Below are 24,322 nucleotides of genomic sequence, written 5' to 3'. Positions count from 1 at the left end.
GGAATTGCCATCGCCACCGGAGGCGGGCGCGTGTTTTACTGTCCCATCGCCCCCCTCGCCCCCGCAAGCGGGGGAGCCGAGCTTGGCGGCCTATTTGATGCCCCTTCCTCTAATCCCCCCCGCCGGGCGGGGGATGGGGGGGAAGTTGTGGGAACAAATGGCCCCAAAGCCGCCGCTATACTTCTCGCAGACCCCACCATCGGTAAGCTGACCTACGATGGACGCACGGACATCACAGTCTTGCAGCGGCATGATTTTGCGGTTTCGTCGCTTGCCTTTGATGCGGAGCTGGCGGCGTATTTGCTCTTTGCTGGTCAGCGGGCGACCTACCCCTTGCGGGACATTGCGCAGAACCATGCGGGACGTGAGTTGCCGCCTGCGCTGGAGAAGAAGGAGCGTGCAAGCCTCAATCCCACAGCGGTGTTTGAGCAAGATAAGGCACGGGTCTGTGCGGAGGCAGAGGCGATCTTTGTGCTTGAGAAAGAGCTCACACCAAGGCTCGAAAAGGACAAGCTGGCGGAGCTTTTGCGCGATTTAGAGCTGCCGCTGGTGCCAGTGCTTGCGGAGATGGAGCGCACGGGGCTACTTTTAGACACGGTATTGCTCGGCAAGATTGCGGCGGAGATGGGGAGCCAAGTGGCGACGCTAGAGAGGGCGATCCATGCGGAGGCGGGAGTGGTGTTTGCGGTGAACTCGCCGAAGCAGCTGGCGGAAGTGCTCTTTGAGACGCTGAAGCTGCCGTCGGGGAAGAAGACCAAGACCGGCTACTCGACCGATGCGGACGTGCTAGAGCCGCTGGCGCTGGAGCATAAGATTGTCGCGGATGTGTTGCAGTACCGTGAGCTGGCGAAGCTCAAGAGCACCTACGCCGACGCGCTGCCGGCGCTGGTGAGAAGCGATGGGCGGGTGCACACGTCGCTGAACCAGACCGTGGCGGCGACGGGGCGGCTTTCGTCATCGTCCCCCAATCTTCAGAACATTCCGATACGCACGGCTATGGGGCGGGAGATTCGTAAGGCATTTGTCGCGCCGCCGGGACGCATACTGCTCTCGGCGGACTACTCGCAGATCGAGCTGCGCATCTTTGCCCACGTGGCCAACGATGCCGATATGCGGGCCGCGTTTACGTCGGGCGAGGACATTCACAAGTACACAGCAAGCAAGGTATATGGGGTTTCGCCGGATGATGTGACGAGTGAGATGCGGCGCGCGGCCAAGACGGTGAACTTCGCGGTGCTCTATGGCATCTCGGACTTTGCCTTGGCGCGGCAGTTGAAAATCCCACAGGGTGAGGCGAAGGCGCTGAAAGAGTCGTACTTTGCGCGCTTTCCAGGCGTGAAGGTCTACTTAGACGCGACGATTGAGTTTGCCCAGAAAAACGGCTATGTCCAGACGCTCTTTGGCCGTCGGCGCTGGATTCCTGATATCAACAATCGCGTGTTTAACTTCCGTCAGGCGGCGGAGCGGGCAGCGGCGAACATGCCGATCCAGGGGCTGAGTGCGGATATTATGAAAAAAGCCATGCTCTCGGTCGCGGCGATGCTGAAGGCCACGGAGCTTCCGGCACTACTGCTCTTGCAAGTGCACGATGAGCTGCTCTTTGAGGTAGACCAAGACGCGGCCCTTGAGCTGGGCACAAAAGTAAAGGCGTGCATGGAAAACGCCTACGAACTCTCCGTGAGCTTGGATGTCGAGGTAAAAACGGGCCTCTCTTGGGGCGACACAACCGTGGTGGAGTAGAAGTATGAAAACCGTCATTATTACCGGCGCAGGGCAGGGCATTGGACAAGCGATTGCGCTTGCCTTTCACAACGCAGGCTGGAAAGTCTGCGCGACTGATCTACGGCGCATCGAAGAGACTGCCGCGCTTCTGGGAGAGAATAATGCGCTCTGTCTGGAGGGCGATGTCACCGACATGGCGTTCCCAGCCCAAGTCGTTGCTGCCACATTAGAGCGATTTGGACGGCTCGACTGCATTGTCAACAACGCTGCCGACCAGCGGGGCACCACGCTAGAAGACACCCCTGTCGCGCTCTTTGACACCGTGCAGGCGGTCAATGTCCGCGCTCCCTATCTCTTCGCCCAAGCGGGACTCGATGCGCTAAAACAGACCAAGGGCAGCATCATTAACCTTGGTTCTCTCGTCGGCAACCAGCCCATCCCCGAGCGAGTCGCCTACTCAACGTCCAAAGCCGCCCTCGCCGGGCTCACACGAGCGCTTGCCACGGATCTGGGGCGCTATGGCATTCGGGTGAACTGCATTGCCCCCGGCCATATCATGACCATGGGCGAGCAGGCCTGGAAAGAGCGCTTCTCGGAAGATGAGCAGCAGGTCTTTTACACCCACTACCCCTTAGATCGCGTCGGGCACCCCGAGGAAATCGCCGCGGTCGCCCTCTTTCTCGCCTCCGATGCCGCCAGCTTTATCACCGGCGCAACTGTGCCTGTGGATGGTGGAATGAGTATCCTCTGCCCCGAGACCGGAGCGTTTCGTGCCGCAGGCGTGCACTGGCCCGGCAACCCCGGCGGGGCGAGCTAGGAGCGCCCCCCCATCTGCAGGACAATCACGGCCACCAGTGCCCAGAGAAGAACATTGATCATCAGCGGCTTGTCTTCCACCAGCACCGCCTCGGGAGCCTCACCCATCCCCTTTTTGTGGGTTAAGTAGAGATAGCGGAAGAGTCCGTAGATCACAAAGGGAATTGTCGCCATGAGATAGGGGCGGCTGTGCCCCGTCTGCGACTTTGAGAAGAACGTGTAGAGTGTGTAGGACATCAAGCACGCCGAGGCAACCACCGTGATCATCTGCTCCAGCATCGGCAGGCTATACTCCTTGAGAATCGCCCGAGTCGGGGTTCCCTCACCCAGCGCCACCAGCTCCCCGCGCCGCTTTGAGAGCCCCAAAAAGAGCGCTAGTAGCAGCGTACACAGCAGTAGCCACTCCGAGATCGGCACATTAATCACAAATGCCCCCGCCACTGCCCGCACCACAAACAGCGAGGCCAGGGTCAGCACATCCACGATCACCACATACTTGAGTACGAGAGAGTAGAAAAGTGTCACCGTCAGATAGAGCGCTGCTGTCGTAAAGAACTTCCACGCGGGCCACCCACTCAGATCGTACTCCATTAAGCGCGCCGCGACTAAGAGAGTCGGAATGCCCAGCCCGGCCAGCACCCATGCCGTTTTGGCGGGTAGGCGCCCTGAGGGGATGGGACGAAAGCGCTTTTTAGGGTGCTGCCGATCCGCATCTAGGTCCATCAGATCATTGATGTAGTAGGTAAGCCCGGAGAGCAAGCAGAAAAGGAGAAAACCCGCAAAGGTCTTGAGCCAGTGAGAGAGCTGATGCCCTTGGTCTTGCGTGAAGATCAGCCCCGCAAAAAGCAGTGCGTTCTTGGCCCACTGCTTGGGGCGCATGGCCTCCAGCCACGCCGGGAGTCGGCTTGGCTGGGGCGCTGCACGGGGATCGGTCATAGGAAACGGTTAGCGGCTAATCTCAAGTGCAAGAGTCTTGCGCTGAGGAGCCTTGAGCCCATCAACATCGGTGACGGTCAGGGTGACCACTGCTTTATGAATCTGCTCATCGCCACGGAAGAGCTTGGCAGGAAAGACATGCTTGACCGTGCGGCCCGTGTCATCTTCCTGAATTCCATCGCTGGCATCCCAGTCCCAAGAAAACTTCAGGGTGCTGGCCCCCGCCTCCGCATCCCCCACAAAGGTCATCTCGTTATCGGCGAAGGCAATCTGATCCTCAAGATCCGCAACACTGACCTCGGTCTCATCCGTGAGAACATCAATCTCCCCGATATAGAACGTGTCATATTTATCGCCCGCCACTACCACCGACGCAAGCTTTGCTCCGTTGCCTGCAAGAGGCTTCTTGGCGATTTTCTTCAGTGCGGCGAGTGGAATGTTCTGCGGGACGTAGGAGTCTGGGTCTTCAGAGGGCGGGACATCTAGGGGGCGGATCAGCTCGTACTGAGAGCCATCGGCCATGATAAAGACATAGCGCATCCGCTCGAAAGCTCCGGCTGCCTTCTTCTGTGCAAAGCCTGTGATATCTTGGACATCCTGGGTGGCATTAAAGCTGGTCTGGAAGCGCAGGTAGCAGCGTGGATTCGCAAGGGCAGCACTCAGGTCAACGGGCTTTGCGAAGTCAATGCGTCCCCCTTGGTGGGTACCGTGGGTGGTGACTTTAATAGAGTAGTCCCCCACTTTAACACGGCCACTATCGCCGCGGCTAGCATCAGCGCGGCCACTTCCCCAGCCACCCAGCGTAACGGAGTCCGTCTCACCTTTAAAAAGTGAGAACGTTATTGGGGCACCATTCTCCTGAGCTAAGGCGGCAAGCGCCATGCCACCAACAATGGCAGCAGAGACAAAGCGCACGAGGCGGCGGTTAAGGACACGCATCTTCAAACTCGATTCCTTTCGGCACAACTGATCCAATAGACACTACTGACAAGGATGCCAGCCTATTATACAACGTCGGTGCGACGAATCCTTCTTTGACGGAAAAATCTTATGGAGAGGCCGCAAGATCACCTGGCTTGAGGCGTGCTCCATTGGCGTAGGCCGTCGCCGCCATCGCGGGCTTGCCCGGCGGCTGTACCGTCACAAGACGCAAGATGCCCTCGACTGTCGCCAGCTCGATGCCCTCTTTTGTCACCGCCACAATCTTGCCGGGCACATCCGGCTCAGTAGCGGGGAGGGCAATCGCCTCCAGAACCTTCACTTCTTTTCCTGCCAGCAGGATCACACCCGCCGGGCGCGGCGTGAGCGCACGCACTCGGTTGGCAAGCGGCGTGGCACTTTCGGCAGTGGGATTGAGAAAGCCATCCTCACGGGTGAGCATCGCGGCGTAGGTCATGCCATCTTCACCCTGCGGCGTGGGTTGCCACTGCGGCTCATGCGCTAAGCGATCCAGGGTCTGGATGAGGAGTGCCGCGCCCGCATCCGCCAGACGTGGCTCCAGCGAGAGCGTCGTATCGGTGGGCAAGATCGGAGTGCGAGCCTCCAAAAACACAGGACCTGTGTCAAGCGAGGCCTCCATCTGCATGGTCGCCACGCCGGTCTCGGAGTCACCTGCCATAATCGCTCGGTGGATAGGGGCCGCGCCGCGCCAGCGGGGGAGGAGCGAGGCGTGGACATTGATGCCGCCGTACTTTGGAATGTCTAAAACGCGCTGGGGGATGATCTGCCCAAACGAGATCACCACCAGCACATCCGGGGCAAGCGCAGCTAGCTCCTCCGGGAAGGGCTTGCGGCGCACTTTCTCCGGCTGAAGGATACTCTCATAGCCTAGGGCACGCGCGGCTTTCTTCACCGCCGACTCAGCAAGCTGCATCCCACGCCCCGCAGGCCGATCCGGCTGTGTCACGATAGCGAGCACCTCATGAGCGCTGTCATGAAGCGCCTGGAGTGTCGGTACGGCAAACGGAGAGGTCCCGAAGAAAACAACGCGCATGCTACTCGGCAGGCTCGCGCTCCGAGGCTTGCTCTTCAGGCGTGAGCATGTGGAGGGTCTTGGGATCGGCGCGCTCGGTGAAGAGAATCCCGTTGAGGTGATCTACCTCATGGCAGATAATCCGCGCCTCGAAGTCGCGGGCCTTGAAGCGCACTGGGTGACCGTTGGCATTGAGTGCCTGGACATAGATCTGGGTGGGGCGGCGCACCACGCCACGCAGACCGGGAATCGAAAGACAGCCTTCTTCGGGCTCGTACTGCTCGCCTTTTTCTTTGGAGACATGGGGATTGATCAGCGCCTGAAGCCCCGCCCCCGCATCATAGACCAGAAGGCGAAGACTGTGGCCCACTTGAGGCGCGGCCAGCCCCACCCCGTGCGCGGCGTACATGATATCGGCCATCTCCAGAATCAGAGCACGGATCTCACTGTCCACCAGCTTGACCTCAGCGGCGGTCTTGAGGAGTACTTCCCAGCCCGCGCTCTCTTTGTACTTCAGTACACGACTGTCGTCGAAGGGGATATCTTTGTATTTCTCTGCCAGATCCGGGAGCTTATCAGATGCCATAGCGCCCCCCATTTTACCATGCAATATTTTCTCTGAATACCCTGGTAATTTTTTCAGGCTCTGCCGACAATACAGACAGTACGTCACCTAAAGGATCGAAAAGCTATGTCATTTTTTATGCGAGATAAGAAAGAGAGTGCGTCTGAGCCAGCCGCACCACCCATTCGTCTGAGCAGTGCGCCTGCTCCCCTGTCTGCTACCCCTGTCGTCACAGCGGCAGAGCAGCCCGCTCTTTCCTCTGAGGGGACGCTGGATTTTCCGGCGATCTACCAGTTTGCCAAAGTGAGCACTACCAGCTTCACGGCGGAGCAGACCTTGGACATGCTGGAGCAGCTCCCTAAAGAGATGCCACTGGAGATGAAGCGCCAGACGGTGCAAGTGACCCTCGGAGCGCTGGGGACAGCCATCGGGGTCAACCGTCAGAGCATTGTGGGCGATGCCGCGCAGAAGCGCGACACACTCCAGCAGTTTGCAGAGACGCAGGGCAAGAAAACCACCGACTATATCTCCGAGACCGAGTCCCAGATTGCGGACTTGCAGCGCCAGATCACTCAAAAAGAAGAGCAGATCGCCACGGCTAAAGAGAAGCAAGAGCGTATCCGCACCCTCTGCGACACGGAGTCGGATCGCTTAGAGAGTGTTCTGAGCTTCTTTGGCACCGAGCTCACTCTCACCGTGACTCCTGATGTTTCCCTGATTCTTGACGATAAAGAATCCGATACCGAAGACGAGCCCAGTGAGTTTAAAGTAGCCGCCTAAGTTTTATTCTTTACGGCCTTTACGGCTTCCGGGTGGCAGCCAGTGCCCCATTGCTGGTCAGGCGCACCAGGCCAAGTGCATCAGCCTCCAGCTCGGCGATAGTGCCTCCATCGAGAGTGAGTCGGTAGCGACGTGTCTTTTTCGGGGAGTCTGGCAGGCGAGTGAGCTCTCCGCTCAGCGCCAGCTCATCGCCCGTGATCAGCGGGAGGAGCAGCACCGAGCGCTTCTGGCCAATCGCCTGCCCTGCAATGGGCTCAGGCAGGAGAAGTGAGGCAAGAAAGAGCGCCACACCACCCTCGGGCACTGCGGCAAACTTGGGCAGGAGTGAGGGATAGGCATAGCGCAGCGCCGTGCCGTCCCACTCGGCAACGAGGGATGTGCCCGTCAGGCGACTCGTCAGACGGCGCAGGCGGCGCTCAAAGTCTAGCTCCGCCTCCAGCTTTCCTTCCGAGTGCGTGACGGTCCAGCCGTTTCCCCCTTGCTCCGCACGCCACTGGCCACTTTCCAGGGTCTTGAGAGCAAAGGCGGGGTCGTTTTTTTCTGGGGCCATTGCTGCCGTCGCCACAAACGAGGGGATGAGATCCCCCTTGAGAACTTCTCCCTGTGGCCCCAGCCAGAGAGTGCCCCGCTCGCGCTCCTTGGGATAGCCCAGCCCACTCGCTTGGTAGCGTAGCCGCCGCGCCATCACGACCTCATCGCGCAGCTTTAGAAGCTCCTCACGCTCTTCGGTCAGCGCAAGTGTCCCCGAGAGTAGGCCCGGTGTGCTCTCTTCACGCACCAAGGTGACAGTTTGCTCGGTGCGGGAGCCACGTCTCAGGAGCCGCCCGAGACCAAACCAGAGCAGCGCCTCATGCACCACCCCGAGGCTGTTTTTTGTGGGGGTGAGTGCGCCTCGCAGCCCACTGCGCTGGAGCTGGTAGGAGCCATCTAGCGCCTGACTGACCTCCACACTCTCCTGCGATCCCTCCGGCCAGCGCAGTCGCCCTTGCCCCTGATCTATCGTCCCGTTGGTCTGGAGCCGTCCCGTAAAGTCGAGCGTAGGCAATGTCGCGGCAGTCTGCTCCCGAATTCCCAGCAAGCGCAAGACAACGGTCCCTCGCATCAGCTGCACCGTTGTCGAAACCCGCTCCGGGAGGCGGCTCTGGGTGCTACTCCGAAACCAGCCACGAGGAAGGGTGAGCAAAAAAAGAGGATCTTGGGCTTGTCGGTGCATAATGCCCTCTCTTTTCTCTAACGTCATCTCAAAAACCTGCCGATACTAGGGTATGCGACCCTTTGAGCACAACCAGGGAGATTTCCAGAGGACAGTCTACACCCTGCGGCATATCGAAACCGGTGAGTTTGTCTGTCTGCGCCAGAGTGACGACGAGTACCTCGCCGCCTTCTCCGATGACGACTCCGCACTGCGCTTTCGCGCGGAGCTTCACCTAATTGAGTTCGTGGACATCAGCCCCATGCGCCTGGGCAGTGTCCCCTTCGACCACTACTACCTCGACGGTGAGCTAACCACGCGCTCGCTCCTCGCGACCTCCCGCTAGCGCCTGCACAAAGGCAGCCAGCTTCTCTGGGGCTAGCTTGCCATCGGTGCGCACCCCGGAGCACAGATCGACCCCAAATGGCCGTACGGTCCGCACCGCCTCAGTGATATTGTCGGGGCGTAGGCCGCCTGCCAGAAACACCGGGCAGGCCACGGCGGCGCAGATCGCCGCGCTGACCTCCCAGTCATGGACGCGCCCGGTGCCGCCGAGCTCTTTGACGGCGAGAGCAGGATTTCCTGAGTCGAGGAGGAGGGCATCTGCCACTTTGCCAAACTCTTTTGCCTCCGTTAGAGACTCCGGCCCGATTACGTGGATTACCTGCACCAGCTTGATACCCGGCAGCGCCGCCCGAAGCGCCGCGTAGTGCTCTGGCTCCACCCGATCCGTGAGCTGAATGGTCGTGGTGCAGCACTGTTGCCACTGCGCCACAATCGCCGTGGGCTGGGTCTCGGAGGTCAGCAAGAAAGTCGCGATGGGCGGGGGAGTCGCCGCCGCAATCTGGGCGATGGTCTCCAGCGGAATCGGCCCCGGCCCCGACGGCATCGGCCCCACCAGCCCCAGCGCATCCGCGCCGTAGGAAATCGCCAGCCGCGCTTCGTCCACGCTGGCAATGCAGCAGACTTTTAAACGAATTCTCATGCCCAGCATTGTACTGTGCCATAATCTAGGCATGAGCAAAGCTAAAACTTACTCCGCAACCCTGATACCCGGCGATGGGATTGGGCCGGAGGTGACCGATGCTGCCTTGGAGATTCTTGCGGCGGCAGGCATTTCGTTTTCCTGGGACCGACAAGAGGCGGGTGCCGATATTATTCCGCGCTTTGGAACGCCCCTGCCCGATAGCGTCGTGAACTCGATTGTCAAGAACCACATCGCGCTCAAAGGCCCGATTGGTACGCCCGTGGGCGAGGGTTTTCCGTCGGTGAATGTGGCACTGCGTAAGCGCCTCGGGCTCTATGCCAATGTCCGCCCCGCCAAGACCATTCCCGGCGTCAAGACACCGTTTGCGGGCATTGATATTGTCGTGGTGCGTGAGAACAGCGAGGATCTCTATGCCGGAATTGAGCACGTGGTGGTGCCCGGCGTGGTCGAGAGCCTGAAAATTATCACCGAGGTAGCCAGCACGCGCATCGCCAAGTTCGCTTTTGAGTACGCCCGCAACCATAATCGTAAGAAAGTGAGCGCGGTTCATAAGGCCAATATCATGAAGCTCTCTGATGGACTGTTTTTAGACTGCTGCCGCCGCGTGGCCAGAGAGTACTCGGAGATTGAGTACCAGGAGGTGATCGTGGATAACTGCTGCATGCAGCTGGTGACACGCCCGCAGCAGTTTGACGTGATGGTGATGGAGAACCTCTACGGCGACATCATCAGCGACTTAGTCTCGGGCTTGGTGGGCGGCCTGGGCGTCACGGGCTCCGCCAATATCGGCACCGATGCCATCGTCTACGAAGCCGTCCACGGCACCGCGCCCGATATCGCCGGTAAGGGCCTCGCCAACCCGACCGCTGTCGTCATGTCCTCGGTTCTCATGCTCCGCCAGCTCGGGGAAAGTGCGGCGGCGGATCGGATCGAGAGCGCGCTCTTTGCCGTCTTTGAAGAAGGCAAGCACGTCACGCGGGATTTAGGCGGCCAAGCAGGCACCGCAGAGTTCGTCAAAGCTGTCATCGGAGCGATGTAGCCCCGCCGGTTAGAGCGGCGGGGCTGGAGAGCCTAATGCTACAAAGCAGGCGGGGACTTTCAGGCCCCATCTGTCATGATCTACGCCTTTGGAAACGTGCACCCCGATGTCAGTACTTTTGGGGCGGCGCTGACGGAGAGAGGCGCGAGGCGCTTGCCGGTGAGCTGGCTGAGTTTTTGGGCGAGCTCTAAAAGCATGGCCTGGCTGTAGCCGGGGTAGGTCTTGACGATGCGCCCATCGGGGGCGACCAGGGTGGTGTAGACACTGCGCTCGGCTCCGTAGGCGGTGATGAGCTTTCGATCAGGGTCGGCCAGCAGCGGGAGCTTTATGCCTGTTTGCTTTGCCCAGGCTTTCGCTTGCGGGGAAGTAGCGTTGATCACCCCGATAATCTGGCACGAGTCGCCGAGCTGAGCGGCGAGGCGATCTAAAAACGGGGCGGAGTCGCGGGAGCAGGGGCAGCTTTGCTCGATAAAGTGCAGCACCAGCGGCTTGTTGTGCGTCTCCAGCGTGACACGCTTCCCGGTCTGTTTCTCGGCGGCGAGCAGCATCTCTGGCGTGACGACTTTCTCTTGTGTCTGCTGGAACGCAGTGGGGTCTTTTACCACCACGAACTGCCCCATCAGACCGCCGTCTTCGTGGTTTGACATGTGGCAGTGGTACATGTAGGGGTCGGTGGGGCTGGCGAAGTCCTCGAACTTGGCCACAAAGGTCACCGACTCGTTGCGCGGGATATAGAACGTGTCTTTCCAGCCGTTTTCGTGGGCGGGAATCGGGCCGCTGCTGCGCTCGACAATCCGAAACTGGACATCGTGGATATGAAATGAGTGCCCAAAGACGCGGTTATTGACGACCGTCCACGCCTCCACAGCCCCCAGCTTCACCACATGGTTAGTCTGGTGCATGTCGTAGGCTCCCTGGTCGAAGTAGAACTCCGGGTTTCCGCCGGGCTGGCCATTGATGCGCACGGTGCGCCGACTCTGAACGTCGGCGGGAGTAAAGTTCGGGTTCTTCACAAGGGTGCTAGGGAGCTGGGTCACGGCCACCGGCGTCGTCAGCCCAACCGTAATGCGGAGCAGGCGAAAGTCAATCGCATTGAGGAGGCCGCCGTTGGGTCGCCGAGGTTGCTGCGACTCCGCACCCGGAAAGCCAAATGCCTGGCCCGCGTTAAAAGACATCAGATCCAGCGACGAGCCATACGCATCGCGGCTCAGATCAACAAGTAGCTCGACGCGCTCTCCGGGCATGAGCTTGAGGCGCTTGAGTGGCACTGGCTTCTCAACCAGCCCGCCATCGGTGGCGATAAGATGAAAAATCCGGTTGTCGGAGAGCCCCAGATCGTAGCCACGCTCAATCTCCGCATTTAGAATCCTCAGGCGCACCAGCTGTGCCGGCAGACGGATCTCCGCATCGAGCACGCCATTGGCAAAGAGAAAGTCGCCGTACTTATCGCGGTCGCCCTCAAAGCTGAACTGGTTATTTTCATAGAAGCGGCGGCTGGTGAAGACGAGGGGAATGTCGTCCACGCCGTAGGTTCGGGGAAGTGCAAGGGCAGCCTCAAGCGGGTCCTTGATGATAATCAAGCCACCTGCGCCGTAGGTAAGCTGCTTCTGGGTGGACTCGTGGGCGTGAGGATGGTACCAGTAGGTCGCCGCGTGGTTTTTCACCTCAAAGCTCGCCTGCCAGGTCTTACCCGGCGCGATAAGCTGGTGTGGCCCACCATCCATGGCCGCGGGCAAGTGCAACCCATGCCAGTGACAGGTTGTTGGCTCGTCGAGCGCATTGGTCACATTGAGCGTCACGCGCTCGCCTTGCTGAAAGACCAGTGTCGGTCCCCAGAACGGCGCGCCATTGTAGCCGTAGGTCGTGGTGGTCGCCCCCTCCCAGAACGATTTTTTCGTCTTGCTCAGCATTAGGTTAAACGTCTTGCCTGAGAGGCGCTCGGGAACCCAGAGTTTTTGAAAAGGCCGATCTTGTCGTTTCATCGTGCCCTCTAGTATGGCCAGCAGAGATGAAGAAGTCCTGAAGCCATTGCAGCGGCGCATACGATAAAATGATCACATGCCAAAGATTGCTTGGATCAAGTCCTACGAGGCGGCGGTCAAGAGTGCCCGCGCCAGCAAGAAGCTCTTACTGATTGACTTCTACACCGACTGGTGACACTACTGCAAGAAGCTGGAGGCCGAGGTCTATCCCGACCCGAAGGTGATCCAGTTCTGTGGCCAGTTGGTCACCGTCAAGCTTAATGCGGAGCGTGAGGGCAAGGCTCTGGCGCAAAAATACGGCGTCAGCGGGTTTCCCACGGTGCTCTATCTGGATGCCGAGGGCAATGAGTGGGGGCGCATGCCGGGGTTCATGCCTGCTTCAGGCTTTATTGAGCTGGGCAGTGGAGCGCTCAAAGCCTTTAAGGAGCAACCAGTACTTGAGGCCAAGCTCAAGCAGAGCCCTAATAACACGACACTAGCAGCGGATCTGACTGAGCGTTTTGCACGTCAGGACAACGAGGCTAAAGCACTCTGGGCAGCCAGGCTGATGGCGAAAGGACCAAAGACGAGCAAGTATGCCTCGGCCTACGCAGCTCTGGGAGGCCTCTATCTCAAGAAGGAGAAGTCCGCCACCGCACGCACTTGGTTCCAGAAAGCTCTCGCAGCGGCCACGGAGCCACGCGATAAAGCCTATGCGCATTTCGGGCTGGCATTTTGCTTTATCGGAGAGCGCAATGCCAAGGGCGCGCGAGCCGAGCTAAACGCTGCGATCAAAGTACCGGGCTGTCCGCGAGGGATTCAGGAAAACGCCAATAAGCTCCTCGAACAAATTCCAAAATAACACTTATGATATAATTTTGGTTCCCGACCAGTGCTGGAGAGGTTGCGTGCTCTGTCGCCGCGTTCGTCGTTTGGTAAGTAAAAATGAGCGTGGAAGAGACAGGATTAGAGCTAGTGGACAAGCAAGTTTCTGCGGGGCTGTACGACCCGGCGTTTGAGCATGATGCGTGTGGCGTCGGTTTTGTAGCACACATCAAAGGCAAACGCACGCATGAGCTTGTCTCAATGGGACTGACCATTCTCGACAACCTCGTGCACCGTGGCGCGACGGGCTGCGACCCAGAGACTGGCGATGGCGCGGGGATTTTAATCCAGGTGCCGGATACGTTTCTGCGTGAAGAGTGCGCGGCGCTTGGCATCGTCTTGCCGCCTGCCGGTGAGTACGGCGTTGGGGTGGCGTTTTTGCCTACCGAGAGCGATGCCCGCCTCCAGTGTGAGCGGACTCTGGAAGCGCTGACCCGCCAAGAAGGCCAAGTATTTCTCGGCTGGCGCGATGTGCCCGTGGACTCTCGCAAGATCGGACGACAGGCCAAAGAGACCGAGCCCGTGATCCGCCAGTTTTTTGTCGCCTGTGGCGCGACGACCTCCCTAGAGGCCTTTGGGCGCAAGCTCTATGTCATCCGCAAGCAAGTCGAGCGCGAAGTGGCAGGCGCGACGGGCATTCCCGATCCGTCGCGGTTCTACATTCCCAGCCTCTCCACCACGACTCTGATCTATAAAGGCTTGCTGTTGCCGCATCAGATGCGCGGCTACTACTTAGATCTCAGTGACCCACGCATGGAGAGCGCGATTGCGCTGGTGCACCAGCGCTTCTCCACCAATACGTTTCCGAGCTGGCCACTGGCCCACCCCTATCGCTATATTGCGCACAACGGTGAAATAAATACAATAGGTGGCAATCGGAACTGGATGAAGGCGCGCGAGCAGGGCCTGACATCGAGCGTGCTCGGCGATGATCTGCGAAAGTGCTACCCGCTCGTGAGCCCGACGGGCTCGGACTCGGCGAGCTTGGATAATGCCGTCGAGCTGATGCTGATGGGCGGCAAGACGGTCGCACAGACCATGATGACGCTCATTCCCGAGGCGTGGGATGGCAACGAGATCATGGCCCCGGAGCGCAAGGCGTTCTATGAGTACCACGCTTGTTTAATGGAGCCGTGGGACGGCCCCGCTGCCGTGGCCTTCACCGATGGCGTGCAGATCGGGGCGGTGCTGGATCGCAATGGCCTGCGCCCGGCTCGCTACACGGTCACCACCGACGATCTCGTGATTCTGGCCTCCGAGACTGGTGTGATTCAAGTTCCTGCGGAGAAGATTGTCGAGCGCGGGCGGCTGACTCCCGGCAAGCTCTTTCTCGTGGACACAGCACAGCAGCGGATCATCAGCGACGAGGAAGTTAAAAAAACGGTCTGTGGCCTGCATCCTTATGGCGAGTGGCTGGAGAAGCACAAGATTGACCTGGCAAGCCTCCCCGAGCCGCCCGCATCAGATCACCCGGTGCATGCGGAGCTGATCCAGAAACAGCGCGCCTTTGGCTACACAAGTGAAGAGCTGCGGCTGCTCTTAGCCCCGCTGGCACAAAACGGCGAAGAGGCTCTGGGTTCGATGGGAACCGACACGCCGCTGGCCGTGCTCTCCCACCGGCCGCAGAACCTTTTTGCCTACTTCAAGCAGCTCTTTGCACAAGTCACCAACCCGCCGATTGACCCGATCCGCGAGAGTATCGTGATGAGCCTCTGGGACTACATCGGCACCGATGGCTCGCTTTTAGACGATGCCCCCCAGAACGCGCGGCAGATCAAAGTGGGCACGCCGATCCTCTCTAACACGGAGCTGGAGAAGCTGCGGGTGCTGGGCGATGACGGTGGGCTACGGCTCTGGACGGCTCGTGCGGTCTTCCGCCCGGATAAGCCCCTAGGTGAGCTAGAGAGGGCGGTCGAGCGGCTCTGTCGCCAGGCCAGCGATGCCTTGGAGCGCGGGATGAATGTCATCGTACTCTCGGACCGCGATGTCTCCCCCGAGTACGCCCCGATTCCGTCGTTGCTGGCCATCTCCGCCGTCCACCATCACTTGATCCGTGAGGGAACCCGCAATAAAGTCGCGCTGATTGTCGAGACCGGCGAGGCGCGAGAAGTCCATCACTTTGCGTGTCTCGTGGGCTTTGGGGCGAGCGCCGTCAACCCCTACTTAGTCTTTGAGACCCTTGATGATCTCGTGCTCAATGGCGTGCTGACCAGCGTGGACTTCAAAACCGCGGTCAAGAACGTCATCAAGGGCGTCAACAAGGGCCTGCTCAAAGTCATGTCCAAGATGGGCATCTCGACACTCCAGAGCTACCGTGGGGCACAGATCTTTGAGGCCATCGGGATCAACACCGAGGTCGTGCGGCGCTACTTTACGGGCACGGCAAGCCGCATCGAGGGCGTGACTCTAGAGGACATCGAGCGCGAGGTTCGAAGTCTGCACGAGGGCGCATTCCCTAAAGAGCAAGCCGCCGGTGCACTTGATCTGGAGCCGGGTGGGCAGTACCAGTGGCGACGCTTCGGAGAGAAGCATGCCATCAGCCCAGACATGGTCGAGAAGCTCCAAAAGTCCGTCCGCGAGAGTAGCTTTGAGACGTTTGCAGAGTTTAGCAAAGCTGTCAATGAGCGTGCTGTGGAAGCCTCGACGCTCCGTGGGCTGATGACTTTTCGTAGCCTCCACCCTCCGATCCCCATTGAGGAAGTCGAGTCCGCCAAAGAGCTCGTCAAGCGCTTTGCCACAGGCGCGATGAGCCTAGGCTCAATCAGCCGTGAGTCGCACGAGGGGCTGGCGATTGCCATGAACCGCCTCGGTGGCATGAGCAATACCGGCGAGGGCGGTGAGGACCCCGCCCGCTACACCGATGAGCGCCGGAGCAAGATCAAGCAAGTCGCGAGTGGGCGCTTTGGGGTCACCACGCATTATTTAGTCAACGCCGATGAGCTGCAGATTAAAATGGCACAAGGCGCGAAGCCCGGCGAGGGCGGCCAGCTCATGGGCCATAAGGTGGACGAGTACATCGGGAGCATCCGCCGCTCGACTCCCGGCGTGACGTTAATTTCCCCTCCCCCCCACCACGATATCTACTCGATTGAGGACCTCGCGCAGCTGATCTTTGACCTCAAAAATGTTAACCCGGCGGCGCGTATCTCGGTGAAGCTGGTCGCAGAAGTCGGCGTGGGAACAGTGGCCGCTGGGGTGGCCAAAGCCCACGCGGACCATATCCTCATCTCCGGCTACGACGGTGGCACGGGCGCTTCCCCGCTCAGCTCGCTCAAGCACGCCGGGGTTCCGTGGGAGCTGGGCCTTGCGGAGACACAGCAAGTCCTGGTGCGCAACGAGCTTCGGGGCCGCGTGCGCCTCCAAGCCGATGGGCAATTAAAAACAGGCCGCGATGTTTTAATTGCCGCGCTGCTTGGGGCGGAGGAGTTTGGCTTCTCAACCATGCCGCTTGTCGCGCAGGGCTGCATCATGATGCGTGTCTGTCACTTGGGCACCTGTCCCGTGGGAATTGCCACTCAAGACCCAGCACTTCGGGCAAAATTTGCCGGCAAGCCCGAGCATGTCATCAACTACTTCTTCTATGTGGCCGAAGAAGTGCGCCAATTAATGGCCGAGCTCGGCTTCCGCACGCTCGACGAGCTGATCGGACGCACGGAGTATCTCGACACCAGCGATGCCGTGCGCTTCTGGAAGGCACGGGGCGTGGATCTCTCCGCAATTCTTGTGGGAACCCCGTTTGCCGGAGCCGATGTCGCGACGCGTAAAGTCGAAGACCAGGATCACGGCCTCACTGGAGCGCTGGACTACAAGCTGATCGAGCAGGCCAAGGCCGCACTGGAAGATGCGCGTCCGGTGAAGTTCACCATGCCGATCTTCAACCACAACCGCACCTGTGGCACGATGCTCTCCGGAGAAGTCGCCAAGCGCTACGAGGCCGCTGGGCTCCCCGATGGTACGATCCAGATTGACTTCACCGGCTCCGCAGGCCAGAGCTTCGGTGCGTTTCTCGCGCCCGGAATGCAGCTCACGCTTGTTGGGGATGCCAACGACTATGTCGGCAAGGGGATGTCAGGAGGCCGGATTATTGTTCACCCACCCCAAGACATCTGCCCCGAGTTCGACGCATCGGAGAACATCATCGCGGGCAACACCCTACTCTATGGCGCAACCGGCGGCGAGGCCTATCTCACGGGCGCGGTCGGGGAGCGCTTCTGTGTGCGCAACTCAGGCGCCGTTGCCGTGGTGGAAGGCGTCGGCGACCACTGCTGCGAGTACATGACCGGCGGCATCACGGTGGTTCTAGGCCGCACCGGGCGCAACTTCGCGGCGGGAATGTCGGGCGGGGTCGCCTTTGTCTACGACCTCAAGGGCGGCTTCCCCAAGCGCATCAACCAAGATCTCGCGGCAGGCTGCGGCCCTGTCGAAGGCAACGATGTCGCGCTGATCCGGGAGCTCTTCCCCACCAACTTGCCCCCTGTTCTTAAAGATATCCTCTCCGATGACGACGCGGGCGTGCTCCGTGAGCTGATCGAGGCGCATGTTAAGTACACCGGCAGCAAGCGCGGCCAGGCGTTTCTGGACAACTGGGACACCGAGCTGACTAAGTTTGTCAAAGTCATCTCCCCTGAGTACCAGCGCCTCCTGCACAATCGCAAGGCGGAAAAAGACCTCAAGGCCCTCGGCGAGAAGTAAAGGGCAGGGTAAAGGAAATCCTGCGGGTCGCGCCGAACAGACTCTCATGTTTGCAGCGCGGCCCAACATTATTATTATCCTCACCGATGACCAGGGCTTTGGCGATCTCTCCTGCCACGGCAACCCGGTTCTTAAGACGCCCAACCTAGACCGCCTCCACGACGAAGGCGTTCGGTTCACGCACTTTCACGTCAGCCCGACCTGCTCACCCACGCGTGCGGCACTGCTCACGGGCAAGCACGAGATGCGCTCGGGGATCAGCCACACGATCTACGAGCGCGAGCGCCTGAGCCTTAAAGCCACCACACTAGCCCAAGTATTAAAGAGCGCAGGCTACGCCACGGGGATTTTTGGCAAGTGGCACCTAGGCGATGAAGATGCCTACCAGCCTGATAAGCGCGGCTTTGATGAGGTCTTCATCCATGGCGCGGGTGGGATTGGGCAGAGCTATCCGGGAACCTGCGGCGACGCTCCGGGAAACACCTACTTCGACCCGGCGATCTGGCACAACGGGCACTTTGAGAAGACCAAGGGCTACTGCACCGATGTGTTTTTCGCCCAAGCCACGCGCTGGATCGAAGAAAAACGTGGCACGAGAGCGCCGTTTTTTGCCTATATCACCCCCAACGCCCCGCATGGCCCGCTGCAAGTGCGCCCCGAGGACGAGGCACGCTATACAGGAAAAGTAGCCGATAAGCAGGCGGCGAAGTTCTTTGGCATGATCGCCAATATAGACGACAATGTCGGGAAGCTGTTAGAGAAGCTCAAGGCGTTAGATATTGAGCGGGAGACGCTGGTGATCTTCATGAACGATAACGGCGGCACGGCGGGCGTGAAAGTATTCAACGCAGGCATGCGGGCATCGAAGAACACAGTCTACCAGGGCGGCACCCGCGCGGCGTCGTTCTGGCGCTGGCCGGGCACCCTCATGCCCGCCGACTGTGACCGGCTGACAGCGCACCTTGATATTCTGCCGACTCTAGCCGACATTACGGGAGCCAAGGCGCCGCGTGGGCTCGATGGCCGTAGCCTCCTGCCGCTGCTCAAGAACCCAAGTGTCAAGTGGGGTGAGCGTATGCTCTTTATGCATACGGGGCGCTGGGAGCCAGGACAGCCCCCCAATAAGTATAGCAGTGCGGGCGTGCGCTTCTCTCACTACAACGCCGTGGCGACCCAAAACGCAAGCGCCCGCTGGCAGCTCTTCGACCTAGAGTCTGACCCCGGCGAGGCAACCGATATCTCGGCGCAGAACCCCGCGCTGGTGCAGAAACTGGATAAGGCCTACGATTCTTGGTGGGCGAGTATCTTGCCCTGTCTGGAGAACGAGGACGCGTATAAAACCGCGCCGAAAGTCAATCCGTTTAAGACGCGCTACGAAAAACAGTTCGGAGGCTTACCCAAATGAAACGTATTCTTCTTGCAGCGCTTGCCCTTGCGATGCTCACGTCTAGCGGTGCACAGGCCCAGGAGGCGACTCCCTACAAAGAAGCCGACGGCAAGTCGCTGGTCTTGCAGGTCTTCAAGCCAACGGGCTGGAAGGTGGGCGATAAGCGGCCTGGGTTTATCTTTTTCCATGGCGGCGGCTGGACGGGCGGCACGCCCACGGCACTCTACCCGCAAGCAAAGGCGCTGGCGGCACGCGGCATGGTAGCGATCAGCGCCCAATACCGACTGGCTGAGAAAGGTAAAGCGCCCGAGACGAGTGTTAAGGATGCCCGAAGCGCGGTGCGATGGGTGCGAAGCCATGCCACCGAGCTGGGAATAGACCCGACGCACCTCGGGGCGGGCGGCGGCTCGGCAGGAGGGCACCTGGCGTCGCACTGTGGGATGATTCAAGCGCTCGACGACCCAAAAGACGACAAAGCTATCTCGTGTCGGCCTGATGCACTGGTGCTCTTTAATCCAGTCTACGACAACGGCCCTGGTGGCTACGGCAACGAGCGGGTCGGGGAGCGCTTTAAAGAGTTTTCACCTTTCCATAACATTGGAAAAGAGAGCCCTCCTACTCTCGTCTTCTTTGGCGATAGAGATAAGCTCGTTCCCATCAAGACGGCGGAGGCGTTTCGCGATGCCCAGCGTGCGGTAGGAGTGAAGTCGGAGCTGGTGGTCTACCCCGATCAGGCGCATGGCTTCTTCAACAAGGAGCCGTATCTGGGCAAGACAATTGCCCAGATGGAGGGTTTTCTAGAGGGCATTGGCTGGTTGAAAAAGCAACCCAAGCTGGATCCGGCGCTTCGTCCCATCGCCGAAGTGCCCGGCCTGCCACGTGTGCTGCTTATCGGCGACTCAATCTCCATGGGCTACACGCTCCCGGTGCGCAAGCTACTCGATGGCAAGGCCAATGTGATCCATCCCCCGGTCAACTGCTCCAACAGCGGCTTTGGTGTGCGCGAGCTGGACAAGTGGCTGGGCGAAAAACCCTGGGATGTCATCCATGTGAACTTTGGCCTCCATGACCTGAAGTTTGTGGATGAGAAAGGCACCATGGTCGCCGTGGAGAAAGGTAAGCAGCTCTTATCGCTTACTGAGTATGAAGCGAATTTGCGAGCGCTAGTGACGCGGCTTAAGGCCACAAAAGCTAAGCTCATCTGGGCCACAACAACGGCGGTTCCCGAGGGCACCACAGGCCGGATCGCAGGTAGCGAGCGTGCCTATAACGAGATCGTCAAGAAAGTCATGACGGAGCTCCAGGTTCCCATGAACGACTTGCATACTGTGGTGGCTGATCAGCAGCCACGCAATGTCCACTTCACCCCTGCGGGCTACGAAGCACTGGCTCAGGCAGTGGTGAGAAGTCTCTCAAAAGCACTCTGAGCGGGAGGAGCGCTATGCACGTTTAGAATGGCCTCGACGCACTCCGCCGTGGTCGACTTAGACGTGTCTACTTCGATATCGTAGTGGCTGTGAGTGTGGACACGCTCATGCTGCCGTCGCGCCGTGCCAAGGCTCCGATCTCCCCGTGCCTGCTCACGTGCTTCCAGTACCGCAAGGTCACAATGCACCCCGACAAAGAGCACATTGGCCTTGCTCAGCAGCCGCGCACAGGCCACCAGTGCCTCGTTGTCATCGGCAACTGTATCTACAATAACGCAGTTTCCACAGTCTGCCAGCGCGGCGATGCAGTGAAGAAAGCCGTAGTAAAGTTTGTAGCGAAACTCAAAAGAGTGATCCCGTGGATTGCCGCGCTCCGGGAGCTTGGACCAGAAGTCATCTTCGCCAAAGTAGACATGGGGAGTCGTGAGCTGGTTTTGCAGCGCCTTTGCCAGAGTCGTTTTCCCGGAGCTCGACGCTCCATTTAGAAGAATCACTTGAATCTCACCCATAGCCCGATTGTATCTCACGAGAGCGTCGGCGTGGCAAGACGGCGAGGGCAGGTAGAATATCTCCATGAAACTATCTGAGGACGAAAAAGTGGCAGGTTTGCTCTCCTCCGAGCGCCTGCACGAGGCAGTGCAGACTTTTAACGATGTGGGCTATGTGGTGATCGAGGATGCCTATGATCTGGCGTTTCTGGAGACGGTGCGCGTGGCCTACGAGGCTGAGCTGGAGCGCTTTATCGCCAGCAAAGGCGGACTGGAAGCGCTGGAGGGCAAGACCTTTGGCAAGAACCACATTGGATTCTTCCCACCGCTGAACCTGCCGATTGCCGACACGCAGCTCGCCGCGCAGCCGATTGCGGTGCAGATCATGAAAGCGCTTCTGGGGGATGATTTACAGTGCGCGTTCTTTCATACCAACAGTGCGTTGCCTGGATCAGGGATTCAGCCCGTACACCGCGACACGGCGAACCTAATGGGCGTCCCACATCCCGTCGCGACTTTAGTTCTCAATATACCCCTCTGCGACTTTACAATTGCCAACGGCGCCACGGAGGTGTGGCCGGGAACGCATCTGACACAGGGCCCCGTAGACGATGCCCGCGCCGCCGCATTCCCCTCGGCGCGGACGGAAGTGCCGGCCGGGAGCTTTATCTTGCGTGATATGAGGATGTGGCACCGTGGCATGCCCAACGATGCCGACTACCCGCGCACGATGTACGCCATTGTCTACGAGCGTGGCTTTCTGCGCACGCCCGTCATCACTGTCCCCAAGACCACCTGGGAGTCGTGGAGCGAGGACGCAAAGCACATTTTTCGGCACAATCAAGTGGTCGAGGATGAGGCGCACTCGCCGCGGGTCTGGGGCACATGAGCCAGAGCCTACACCAAATTCGCGACTTTCTCTGGCTGGACGACAGCCTCGGAACCTCGGGGCTGGTGCGGCCCGAGCAGCTCGAGATCATCGCCGCAGAGGGCTTTGTGTGCGTCCTCAACCTCCTGCCCGATGAGTCTGATGCTTGGTTCCCCGAGGAGCCTGAGAAAGTTATGGCACTGGGTATGGAGTTCGTGCGCATCCCCGTGATCTGGCGCAACCCGACGCGTGAGAATCTCGACGCATTCTGCACCGCGATGGACGCACGCCAGGGTCAAAAGCTCTTTGTCCACTGCGCGGCGAACATGCGGGCATCGGCCTTTCTCTACCTCTGGCGCTTGCGTAACGGCTATGATGAGACTGAGGCGCTCGACGATCTACACGATATCTGGCACCCCGATGGTGTCTGGGCAGAGTTTATTGAAGCAAACCGATAACCCCGCCGATGAGAACGGCGGGGCTGGAGAGCCTTCGGCTACGAAGGGCGTGCCGCCCATACCGAATTTTATGGGCGGCACGCCCTTTGCCGCGGAGCCTGCGACGCTCTCCAGTTCCCCCGCTCTCACCGGGGGAATCCACGAGATCGTCCGTGAGTATGCGCTGACGCTCTTTGATGATGTGGGCTTTACCACGCCTGCCGCACCCGGCCACGCGGCATTTGTGGATGCATGGCTGGAGGCAGGCTACCACGGCGAGATGAGCTACCTCAAGACCCGCAAGCGCCTGCGCGGTGGCCCGCTCAACTCACAGAAGTTGCTGGGAAAAGCCCGAAGCGTGATCGTCGTCGCCCAAAGCTACGATTTTCCGTACCCTCCTCCCCCTGCCCCTCCTCCCGATCCCGGGAGGAGGGGAGTCAGAGACGGGAATTCTCCCCTCTCCCTCCCTGCCTCCGCAGGGTTGGGAGGAGGGGCAGGGGGAGGAGGGACAAGGGGAGGAGGGCTCATCGCACGCTATGCACGGGGCGCGGACTACCATAGGGTCATGTGGGACAAGCTCAACACGCTGCGTGATTGGTTGGCGGAGGAGTTTCCGGGGACGGTCAGCCGGGGCTACACGGACTCGGGGCCGATCCGGGAGCGGGAGCTGGCGGCGCGGGCGGGGCTGGGGTGGCAGGGCAAGCACACAAATTTAATTTCCCTCAAGCTCGGGAATTTTTTCTTTTTGGGCGCACTTCTGACATCGCTGAAGCTGGAGCCCGACCCACCGTTTGCCCATCACCACTGCGGGACATGTACACGCTGTATTACGGCCTGCCCGACGGGCGCGATTGTTGCCCCCATGACACTTGATGCACGCCGCTGCATCTCGTATCTCACGATTGAGCTCCACGGCAGCATCCCAGAAGAATTGCGGCCTCTCATGGGCGATCATATCTTCGGCTGCGACGACTGCCTCGCGGCGTGCCCGTGGAACGACAAGGCGCAGGTGGCCCGTGAGCAAAAACTCTACGGCGGCGAGGGGCGCGTGGACTTGCTAGAGCTACTTGTACTTCTGGCCACCGACGAGGCCTTTGAGGTGCGCTTTGCCGGAAGCCCGATCCTGCGCACAGGCCGCACGGGGCTACGGCGCAATGTCTGTGTGGCGCTGGGAAATGTCGGAGGGCAAGAAGCTTTCGCGCCTCTGACGTTGGTTGCCCAGACCGATCCCTCGGAGATGGTGCGCGAGCACGCACGCTGGGCACTTCACCGACTGAGCACTCGTTGAAAATGAGGGGGTTACTGGTCGCGCCAGGAGTGTACGGCTTTCCAGCCCAAGATGCGCTCGGCCTTGCTGCAATTAAAGACGGACTGGAACTCGCCGTGGCCCTCAGCCAAGAGTGCGAGCGCTTCGTTGCCGTAGTGGTCTTGGAGCGCGTTGTGGAGTGGGGTCTCGAGGCAGGTGTCGGCGGCGGCGATGAGAAAGACCTCGTGGCTGATTGTGCTGGCCTCAATCGCGCAACGAAACGCAGTGGCGACATCGCGCACATCAATGTAGCTCCAGAAGTTGCCGCTTCCGCCGTGGGGATAGCTTGCTCGCCGATCTGCCAGCCAGGTGTAGGTCTCTGGCGTAATCACATTATTGATGCGTAGGGAGACAATCGGCATCTCAGGGTAGCGCACCGAGAGGGAGTCGGCGATTACCTCTCCTAAGTACTTGGAAAGCGCGTAGGCATTGGGAGTGGTGGTGCGGTCTTCTTCATCGAAGGGGAACTTAGCCGGGAGCTGATCGGTGGTCAGCCAGCCCGTGGCCATCTCGGACGAGGCATAGACAAAGCGCTTGACCCCAAAATCTCCAGCGGCCTGGAGCATGTGATAGGTCGAGAGCGTGTTGTTGGCAAAGACCGTCTGACGGGGATCGCCGCTCGGCGCGGGATTGGCCGCGACATGGCAGACAAAGTCGGGCTTCACTTGCGCAAGGGCATCGTAGACCTCCCCTGCGTTGCAGAGATCCACTTTGATAAACTGCCCCGGCAGGCCCTCAAGCCGTCGCTGATCCAGGTTCGTCACCTGATAGCCTGCAATCGCGAGCTCACGGACAACATACGCGCCCGCCTTACCACTTCCACCCGTCACAATAACTTTCATGATAGGATTGTACCCCTTG

General features: G+C 59.8%; 21 protein-coding genes. 12 read left to right on the top strand and 9 right to left on the bottom strand.

Annotated features, from left to right (window positions below):
* Both polA and AC1XOS_RS00395 read left to right on the top strand, forming a co-directional pair.
* Window positions 1–1,740, top strand: a 1,740-nt coding sequence (polA, locus tag AC1XOS_RS00400; protein ID WP_481960233.1) for a DNA polymerase I, incomplete at its 5' end; no start/stop codon positions are given.
* 4 nt (window positions 1,741–1,744) lie between these two features.
* Entirely contained in the window at window positions 1,745–2,539 is a 795-nt protein-coding gene (locus AC1XOS_RS00395; RefSeq protein WP_481960232.1) for an SDR family NAD(P)-dependent oxidoreductase, read from the top strand.
* On the opposite strand, the gene AC1XOS_RS00390 is transcribed toward AC1XOS_RS00395, so the two are convergent.
* The 4 genes from AC1XOS_RS00390 to def all read right to left on the bottom strand — a co-directional run bounded on the left by AC1XOS_RS00390 (window position 2,536) and on the right by def (window position 6,032).
* Window positions 2,536–3,474 (bottom strand): decaprenyl-phosphate phosphoribosyltransferase, encoded by a 939-nt coding sequence (locus tag AC1XOS_RS00390; RefSeq protein WP_481960231.1) that lies wholly within the window; start codon window positions 3,472–3,474, stop codon window positions 2,536–2,538. The two genes, AC1XOS_RS00395 and AC1XOS_RS00390, sit on opposite strands and share 4 nt — an antisense overlap.
* Before the next feature lie 9 nt (window positions 3,475–3,483).
* A complete protein-coding gene (locus AC1XOS_RS00385) occupies window positions 3,484–4,413 on the bottom strand; it encodes a hypothetical protein (protein ID WP_481960230.1) in 930 nt (309 codons plus the stop codon).
* Between the two features lie 109 nt (window positions 4,414–4,522).
* Complete coding sequence (gene fmt, locus AC1XOS_RS00380) at window positions 4,523–5,467, bottom strand: methionyl-tRNA formyltransferase (protein WP_481960229.1); 945 nt, start codon at window positions 5,465–5,467, stop codon at window positions 4,523–4,525.
* A 1-nt stretch (window position 5,468) separates the two neighbouring features.
* Entirely contained in the window at window positions 5,469–6,032 is a 564-nt protein-coding gene (def, locus tag AC1XOS_RS00375) for a peptide deformylase (RefSeq protein ID WP_481960228.1), read from the bottom strand.
* A gap of 117 nt (window positions 6,033–6,149) precedes the next feature.
* Here def and AC1XOS_RS00370 point away from each other — a divergent pair, with 117 nt between their 5' ends.
* Window positions 6,150–6,791 carry a hypothetical protein gene (locus AC1XOS_RS00370; protein WP_481960227.1) on the top strand — a complete coding sequence of 214 codons (642 nt, stop codon included), beginning with the start codon at window positions 6,150–6,152 and terminating at the stop codon, window positions 6,789–6,791.
* A gap of 19 nt (window positions 6,792–6,810) precedes the next feature.
* Here AC1XOS_RS00370 and AC1XOS_RS00365 read toward each other — a convergent pair whose 3' ends face one another.
* Entirely contained in the window at window positions 6,811–8,004 is a 1,194-nt protein-coding gene (locus AC1XOS_RS00365) for a hypothetical protein (RefSeq protein WP_481960226.1), read from the bottom strand.
* Window positions 8,005–8,056: 52 nt separating this feature from the next.
* On the opposite strand from AC1XOS_RS00365, the gene AC1XOS_RS00360 reads away from it, so the two are divergent.
* Entirely contained in the window at window positions 8,057–8,329 is a 273-nt protein-coding gene (locus tag AC1XOS_RS00360) for a hypothetical protein (protein ID WP_481960225.1), read from the top strand.
* Here the strand turns inward: AC1XOS_RS00360 and AC1XOS_RS00355 are convergent.
* Window positions 8,294–8,968 (bottom strand): phosphoribosylanthranilate isomerase, encoded by a 675-nt coding sequence (locus tag AC1XOS_RS00355; RefSeq protein ID WP_481960224.1) that lies wholly within the window; start codon window positions 8,966–8,968, stop codon window positions 8,294–8,296. The two genes, AC1XOS_RS00360 and AC1XOS_RS00355, sit on opposite strands and share 36 nt — an antisense overlap.
* A gap of 31 nt (window positions 8,969–8,999) precedes the next feature.
* Between AC1XOS_RS00355 and AC1XOS_RS00350 the strand changes: the two genes are divergently transcribed.
* Window positions 9,000–10,010 carry an isocitrate dehydrogenase (NAD(+)) gene (locus AC1XOS_RS00350; RefSeq protein WP_481960223.1) on the top strand — a complete coding sequence of 337 codons (1,011 nt, stop codon included), beginning with the start codon at window positions 9,000–9,002 and terminating at the stop codon, window positions 10,008–10,010.
* Window positions 10,011–10,090: 80 nt separating this feature from the next.
* Here AC1XOS_RS00350 and AC1XOS_RS00345 read toward each other — a convergent pair whose 3' ends face one another.
* Entirely contained in the window at window positions 10,091–11,992 is a 1,902-nt protein-coding gene (locus AC1XOS_RS00345; protein WP_481960222.1) for a multicopper oxidase domain-containing protein, read from the bottom strand.
* A 190-nt stretch (window positions 11,993–12,182) separates the two neighbouring features.
* On the opposite strand from AC1XOS_RS00345, the gene AC1XOS_RS00340 reads away from it, so the two are divergent.
* The 4 genes from AC1XOS_RS00340 (at window position 12,183) to AC1XOS_RS00325 (ending at window position 20,362) form a co-directional block, all read left to right on the top strand.
* Window positions 12,183–12,833, top strand: a complete 651-nt coding sequence (locus AC1XOS_RS00340) for a thioredoxin fold domain-containing protein (RefSeq protein ID WP_481960234.1) — start codon at window positions 12,183–12,185, stop codon at window positions 12,831–12,833.
* An 83-nt stretch (window positions 12,834–12,916) separates the two neighbouring features.
* A complete protein-coding gene (gltB, locus tag AC1XOS_RS00335; RefSeq protein ID WP_481960221.1) occupies window positions 12,917–17,548 on the top strand; it encodes a glutamate synthase large subunit in 4,632 nt (1,543 codons plus the stop codon).
* 46 nt (window positions 17,549–17,594) lie between these two features.
* A complete protein-coding gene (locus tag AC1XOS_RS00330; RefSeq protein ID WP_481960220.1) occupies window positions 17,595–18,953 on the top strand; it encodes an arylsulfatase in 1,359 nt (452 codons plus the stop codon).
* Window positions 18,950–20,362: an alpha/beta hydrolase fold domain-containing protein gene (locus tag AC1XOS_RS00325; RefSeq protein WP_481960219.1), complete on the top strand. Its 1,413-nt coding sequence runs from the start codon at window positions 18,950–18,952 to the stop codon at window positions 20,360–20,362. Before AC1XOS_RS00330 ends, AC1XOS_RS00325 begins: the two co-directional genes overlap by 4 nt.
* Here the strand turns inward: AC1XOS_RS00325 and AC1XOS_RS00320 are convergent.
* The gene (locus AC1XOS_RS00320; RefSeq protein ID WP_481960218.1) at window positions 20,326–20,871 is read right to left on the bottom strand and encodes a chloramphenicol phosphotransferase CPT family protein; all 546 of its coding nucleotides are present in this window, start codon (window positions 20,869–20,871) and stop codon (window positions 20,326–20,328) included. The genes AC1XOS_RS00325 and AC1XOS_RS00320 overlap by 37 nt on opposite strands.
* A gap of 64 nt (window positions 20,872–20,935) precedes the next feature.
* Here AC1XOS_RS00320 and AC1XOS_RS00315 point away from each other — a divergent pair, with 64 nt between their 5' ends.
* The 3 genes from AC1XOS_RS00315 to queG are packed head-to-tail and all read left to right on the top strand — an operon-like array spanning window position 20,936 to window position 23,443.
* A complete protein-coding gene (locus AC1XOS_RS00315) occupies window positions 20,936–21,739 on the top strand; it encodes a phytanoyl-CoA dioxygenase family protein (protein WP_481960217.1) in 804 nt (267 codons plus the stop codon).
* Window positions 21,736–22,176, top strand: coding sequence for a protein tyrosine phosphatase family protein (locus tag AC1XOS_RS00310; protein ID WP_481960216.1), 441 nt, complete (start codon window positions 21,736–21,738; stop codon window positions 22,174–22,176). The genes AC1XOS_RS00315 and AC1XOS_RS00310 overlap by 4 nt, the downstream gene beginning before the upstream one ends.
* Window positions 22,160–23,443, top strand: coding sequence for a tRNA epoxyqueuosine(34) reductase QueG (queG, locus tag AC1XOS_RS00305; protein WP_481960215.1), 1,284 nt, complete (start codon window positions 22,160–22,162; stop codon window positions 23,441–23,443). The genes AC1XOS_RS00310 and queG overlap by 17 nt, the downstream gene beginning before the upstream one ends.
* Window positions 23,444–23,454: 11 nt before the next feature.
* On the opposite strand, the gene AC1XOS_RS00300 is transcribed toward queG, so the two are convergent.
* Window positions 23,455–24,303 carry an NAD-dependent epimerase/dehydratase family protein gene (locus tag AC1XOS_RS00300; protein WP_481960214.1) on the bottom strand — a complete coding sequence of 283 codons (849 nt, stop codon included), beginning with the start codon at window positions 24,301–24,303 and terminating at the stop codon, window positions 23,455–23,457.
* Window positions 24,304–24,322: the final 19 nt, after the last annotated feature.

This window comes from Armatimonas sp. (assembly GCF_964826245.1).
This window is presented reverse-complemented; position numbering and strand designations above follow the sequence as displayed.

Bases quoted from the DNA above. Each gene is read 5' to 3' on its own strand.
- AC1XOS_RS00395 (WP_481960232.1), top strand. From the start codon at position 1,745: ATGAAAACCGTCATTATTACCGGCGCAGGGCAGGGCATTGGACAAGCG.
- AC1XOS_RS00390 (WP_481960231.1), bottom strand. From the start codon at position 3,474: ATGACCGATCCCCGTGCAGCGCCCCAGCCAAGCCGACTCCCGGCGTGG.
- AC1XOS_RS00385 (WP_481960230.1), bottom strand. From the start codon at position 4,413: ATGCGTGTCCTTAACCGCCGCCTCGTGCGCTTTGTCTCTGCTGCCATT.
- fmt (WP_481960229.1), bottom strand. From the start codon at position 5,467: ATGCGCGTTGTTTTCTTCGGGACCTCTCCGTTTGCCGTACCGACACTC.
- def (WP_481960228.1), bottom strand. From the start codon at position 6,032: ATGGCATCTGATAAGCTCCCGGATCTGGCAGAGAAATACAAAGATATC.
- AC1XOS_RS00370 (WP_481960227.1), top strand. From the start codon at position 6,150: ATGCGAGATAAGAAAGAGAGTGCGTCTGAGCCAGCCGCACCACCCATT.
- AC1XOS_RS00365 (WP_481960226.1), bottom strand. From the start codon at position 8,004: ATGCACCGACAAGCCCAAGATCCTCTTTTTTTGCTCACCCTTCCTCGT.
- AC1XOS_RS00360 (WP_481960225.1), top strand. From the start codon at position 8,057: ATGCGACCCTTTGAGCACAACCAGGGAGATTTCCAGAGGACAGTCTAC.
- AC1XOS_RS00355 (WP_481960224.1), bottom strand. From the start codon at position 8,968: ATGAGAATTCGTTTAAAAGTCTGCTGCATTGCCAGCGTGGACGAAGCG.
- AC1XOS_RS00350 (WP_481960223.1), top strand. From the start codon at position 9,000: ATGAGCAAAGCTAAAACTTACTCCGCAACCCTGATACCCGGCGATGGG.
- AC1XOS_RS00345 (WP_481960222.1), bottom strand. From the start codon at position 11,992: ATGAAACGACAAGATCGGCCTTTTCAAAAACTCTGGGTTCCCGAGCGC.
- gltB (WP_481960221.1), top strand. From the start codon at position 12,917: ATGAGCGTGGAAGAGACAGGATTAGAGCTAGTGGACAAGCAAGTTTCT.
- AC1XOS_RS00330 (WP_481960220.1), top strand. From the start codon at position 17,595: ATGTTTGCAGCGCGGCCCAACATTATTATTATCCTCACCGATGACCAG.
- AC1XOS_RS00325 (WP_481960219.1), top strand. From the start codon at position 18,950: ATGAAACGTATTCTTCTTGCAGCGCTTGCCCTTGCGATGCTCACGTCT.
- AC1XOS_RS00320 (WP_481960218.1), bottom strand. From the start codon at position 20,871: ATGGGTGAGATTCAAGTGATTCTTCTAAATGGAGCGTCGAGCTCCGGG.
- AC1XOS_RS00315 (WP_481960217.1), top strand. From the start codon at position 20,936: ATGAAACTATCTGAGGACGAAAAAGTGGCAGGTTTGCTCTCCTCCGAG.
- AC1XOS_RS00310 (WP_481960216.1), top strand. From the start codon at position 21,736: ATGAGCCAGAGCCTACACCAAATTCGCGACTTTCTCTGGCTGGACGAC.
- AC1XOS_RS00300 (WP_481960214.1), bottom strand. From the start codon at position 24,303: ATGAAAGTTATTGTGACGGGTGGAAGTGGTAAGGCGGGCGCGTATGTT.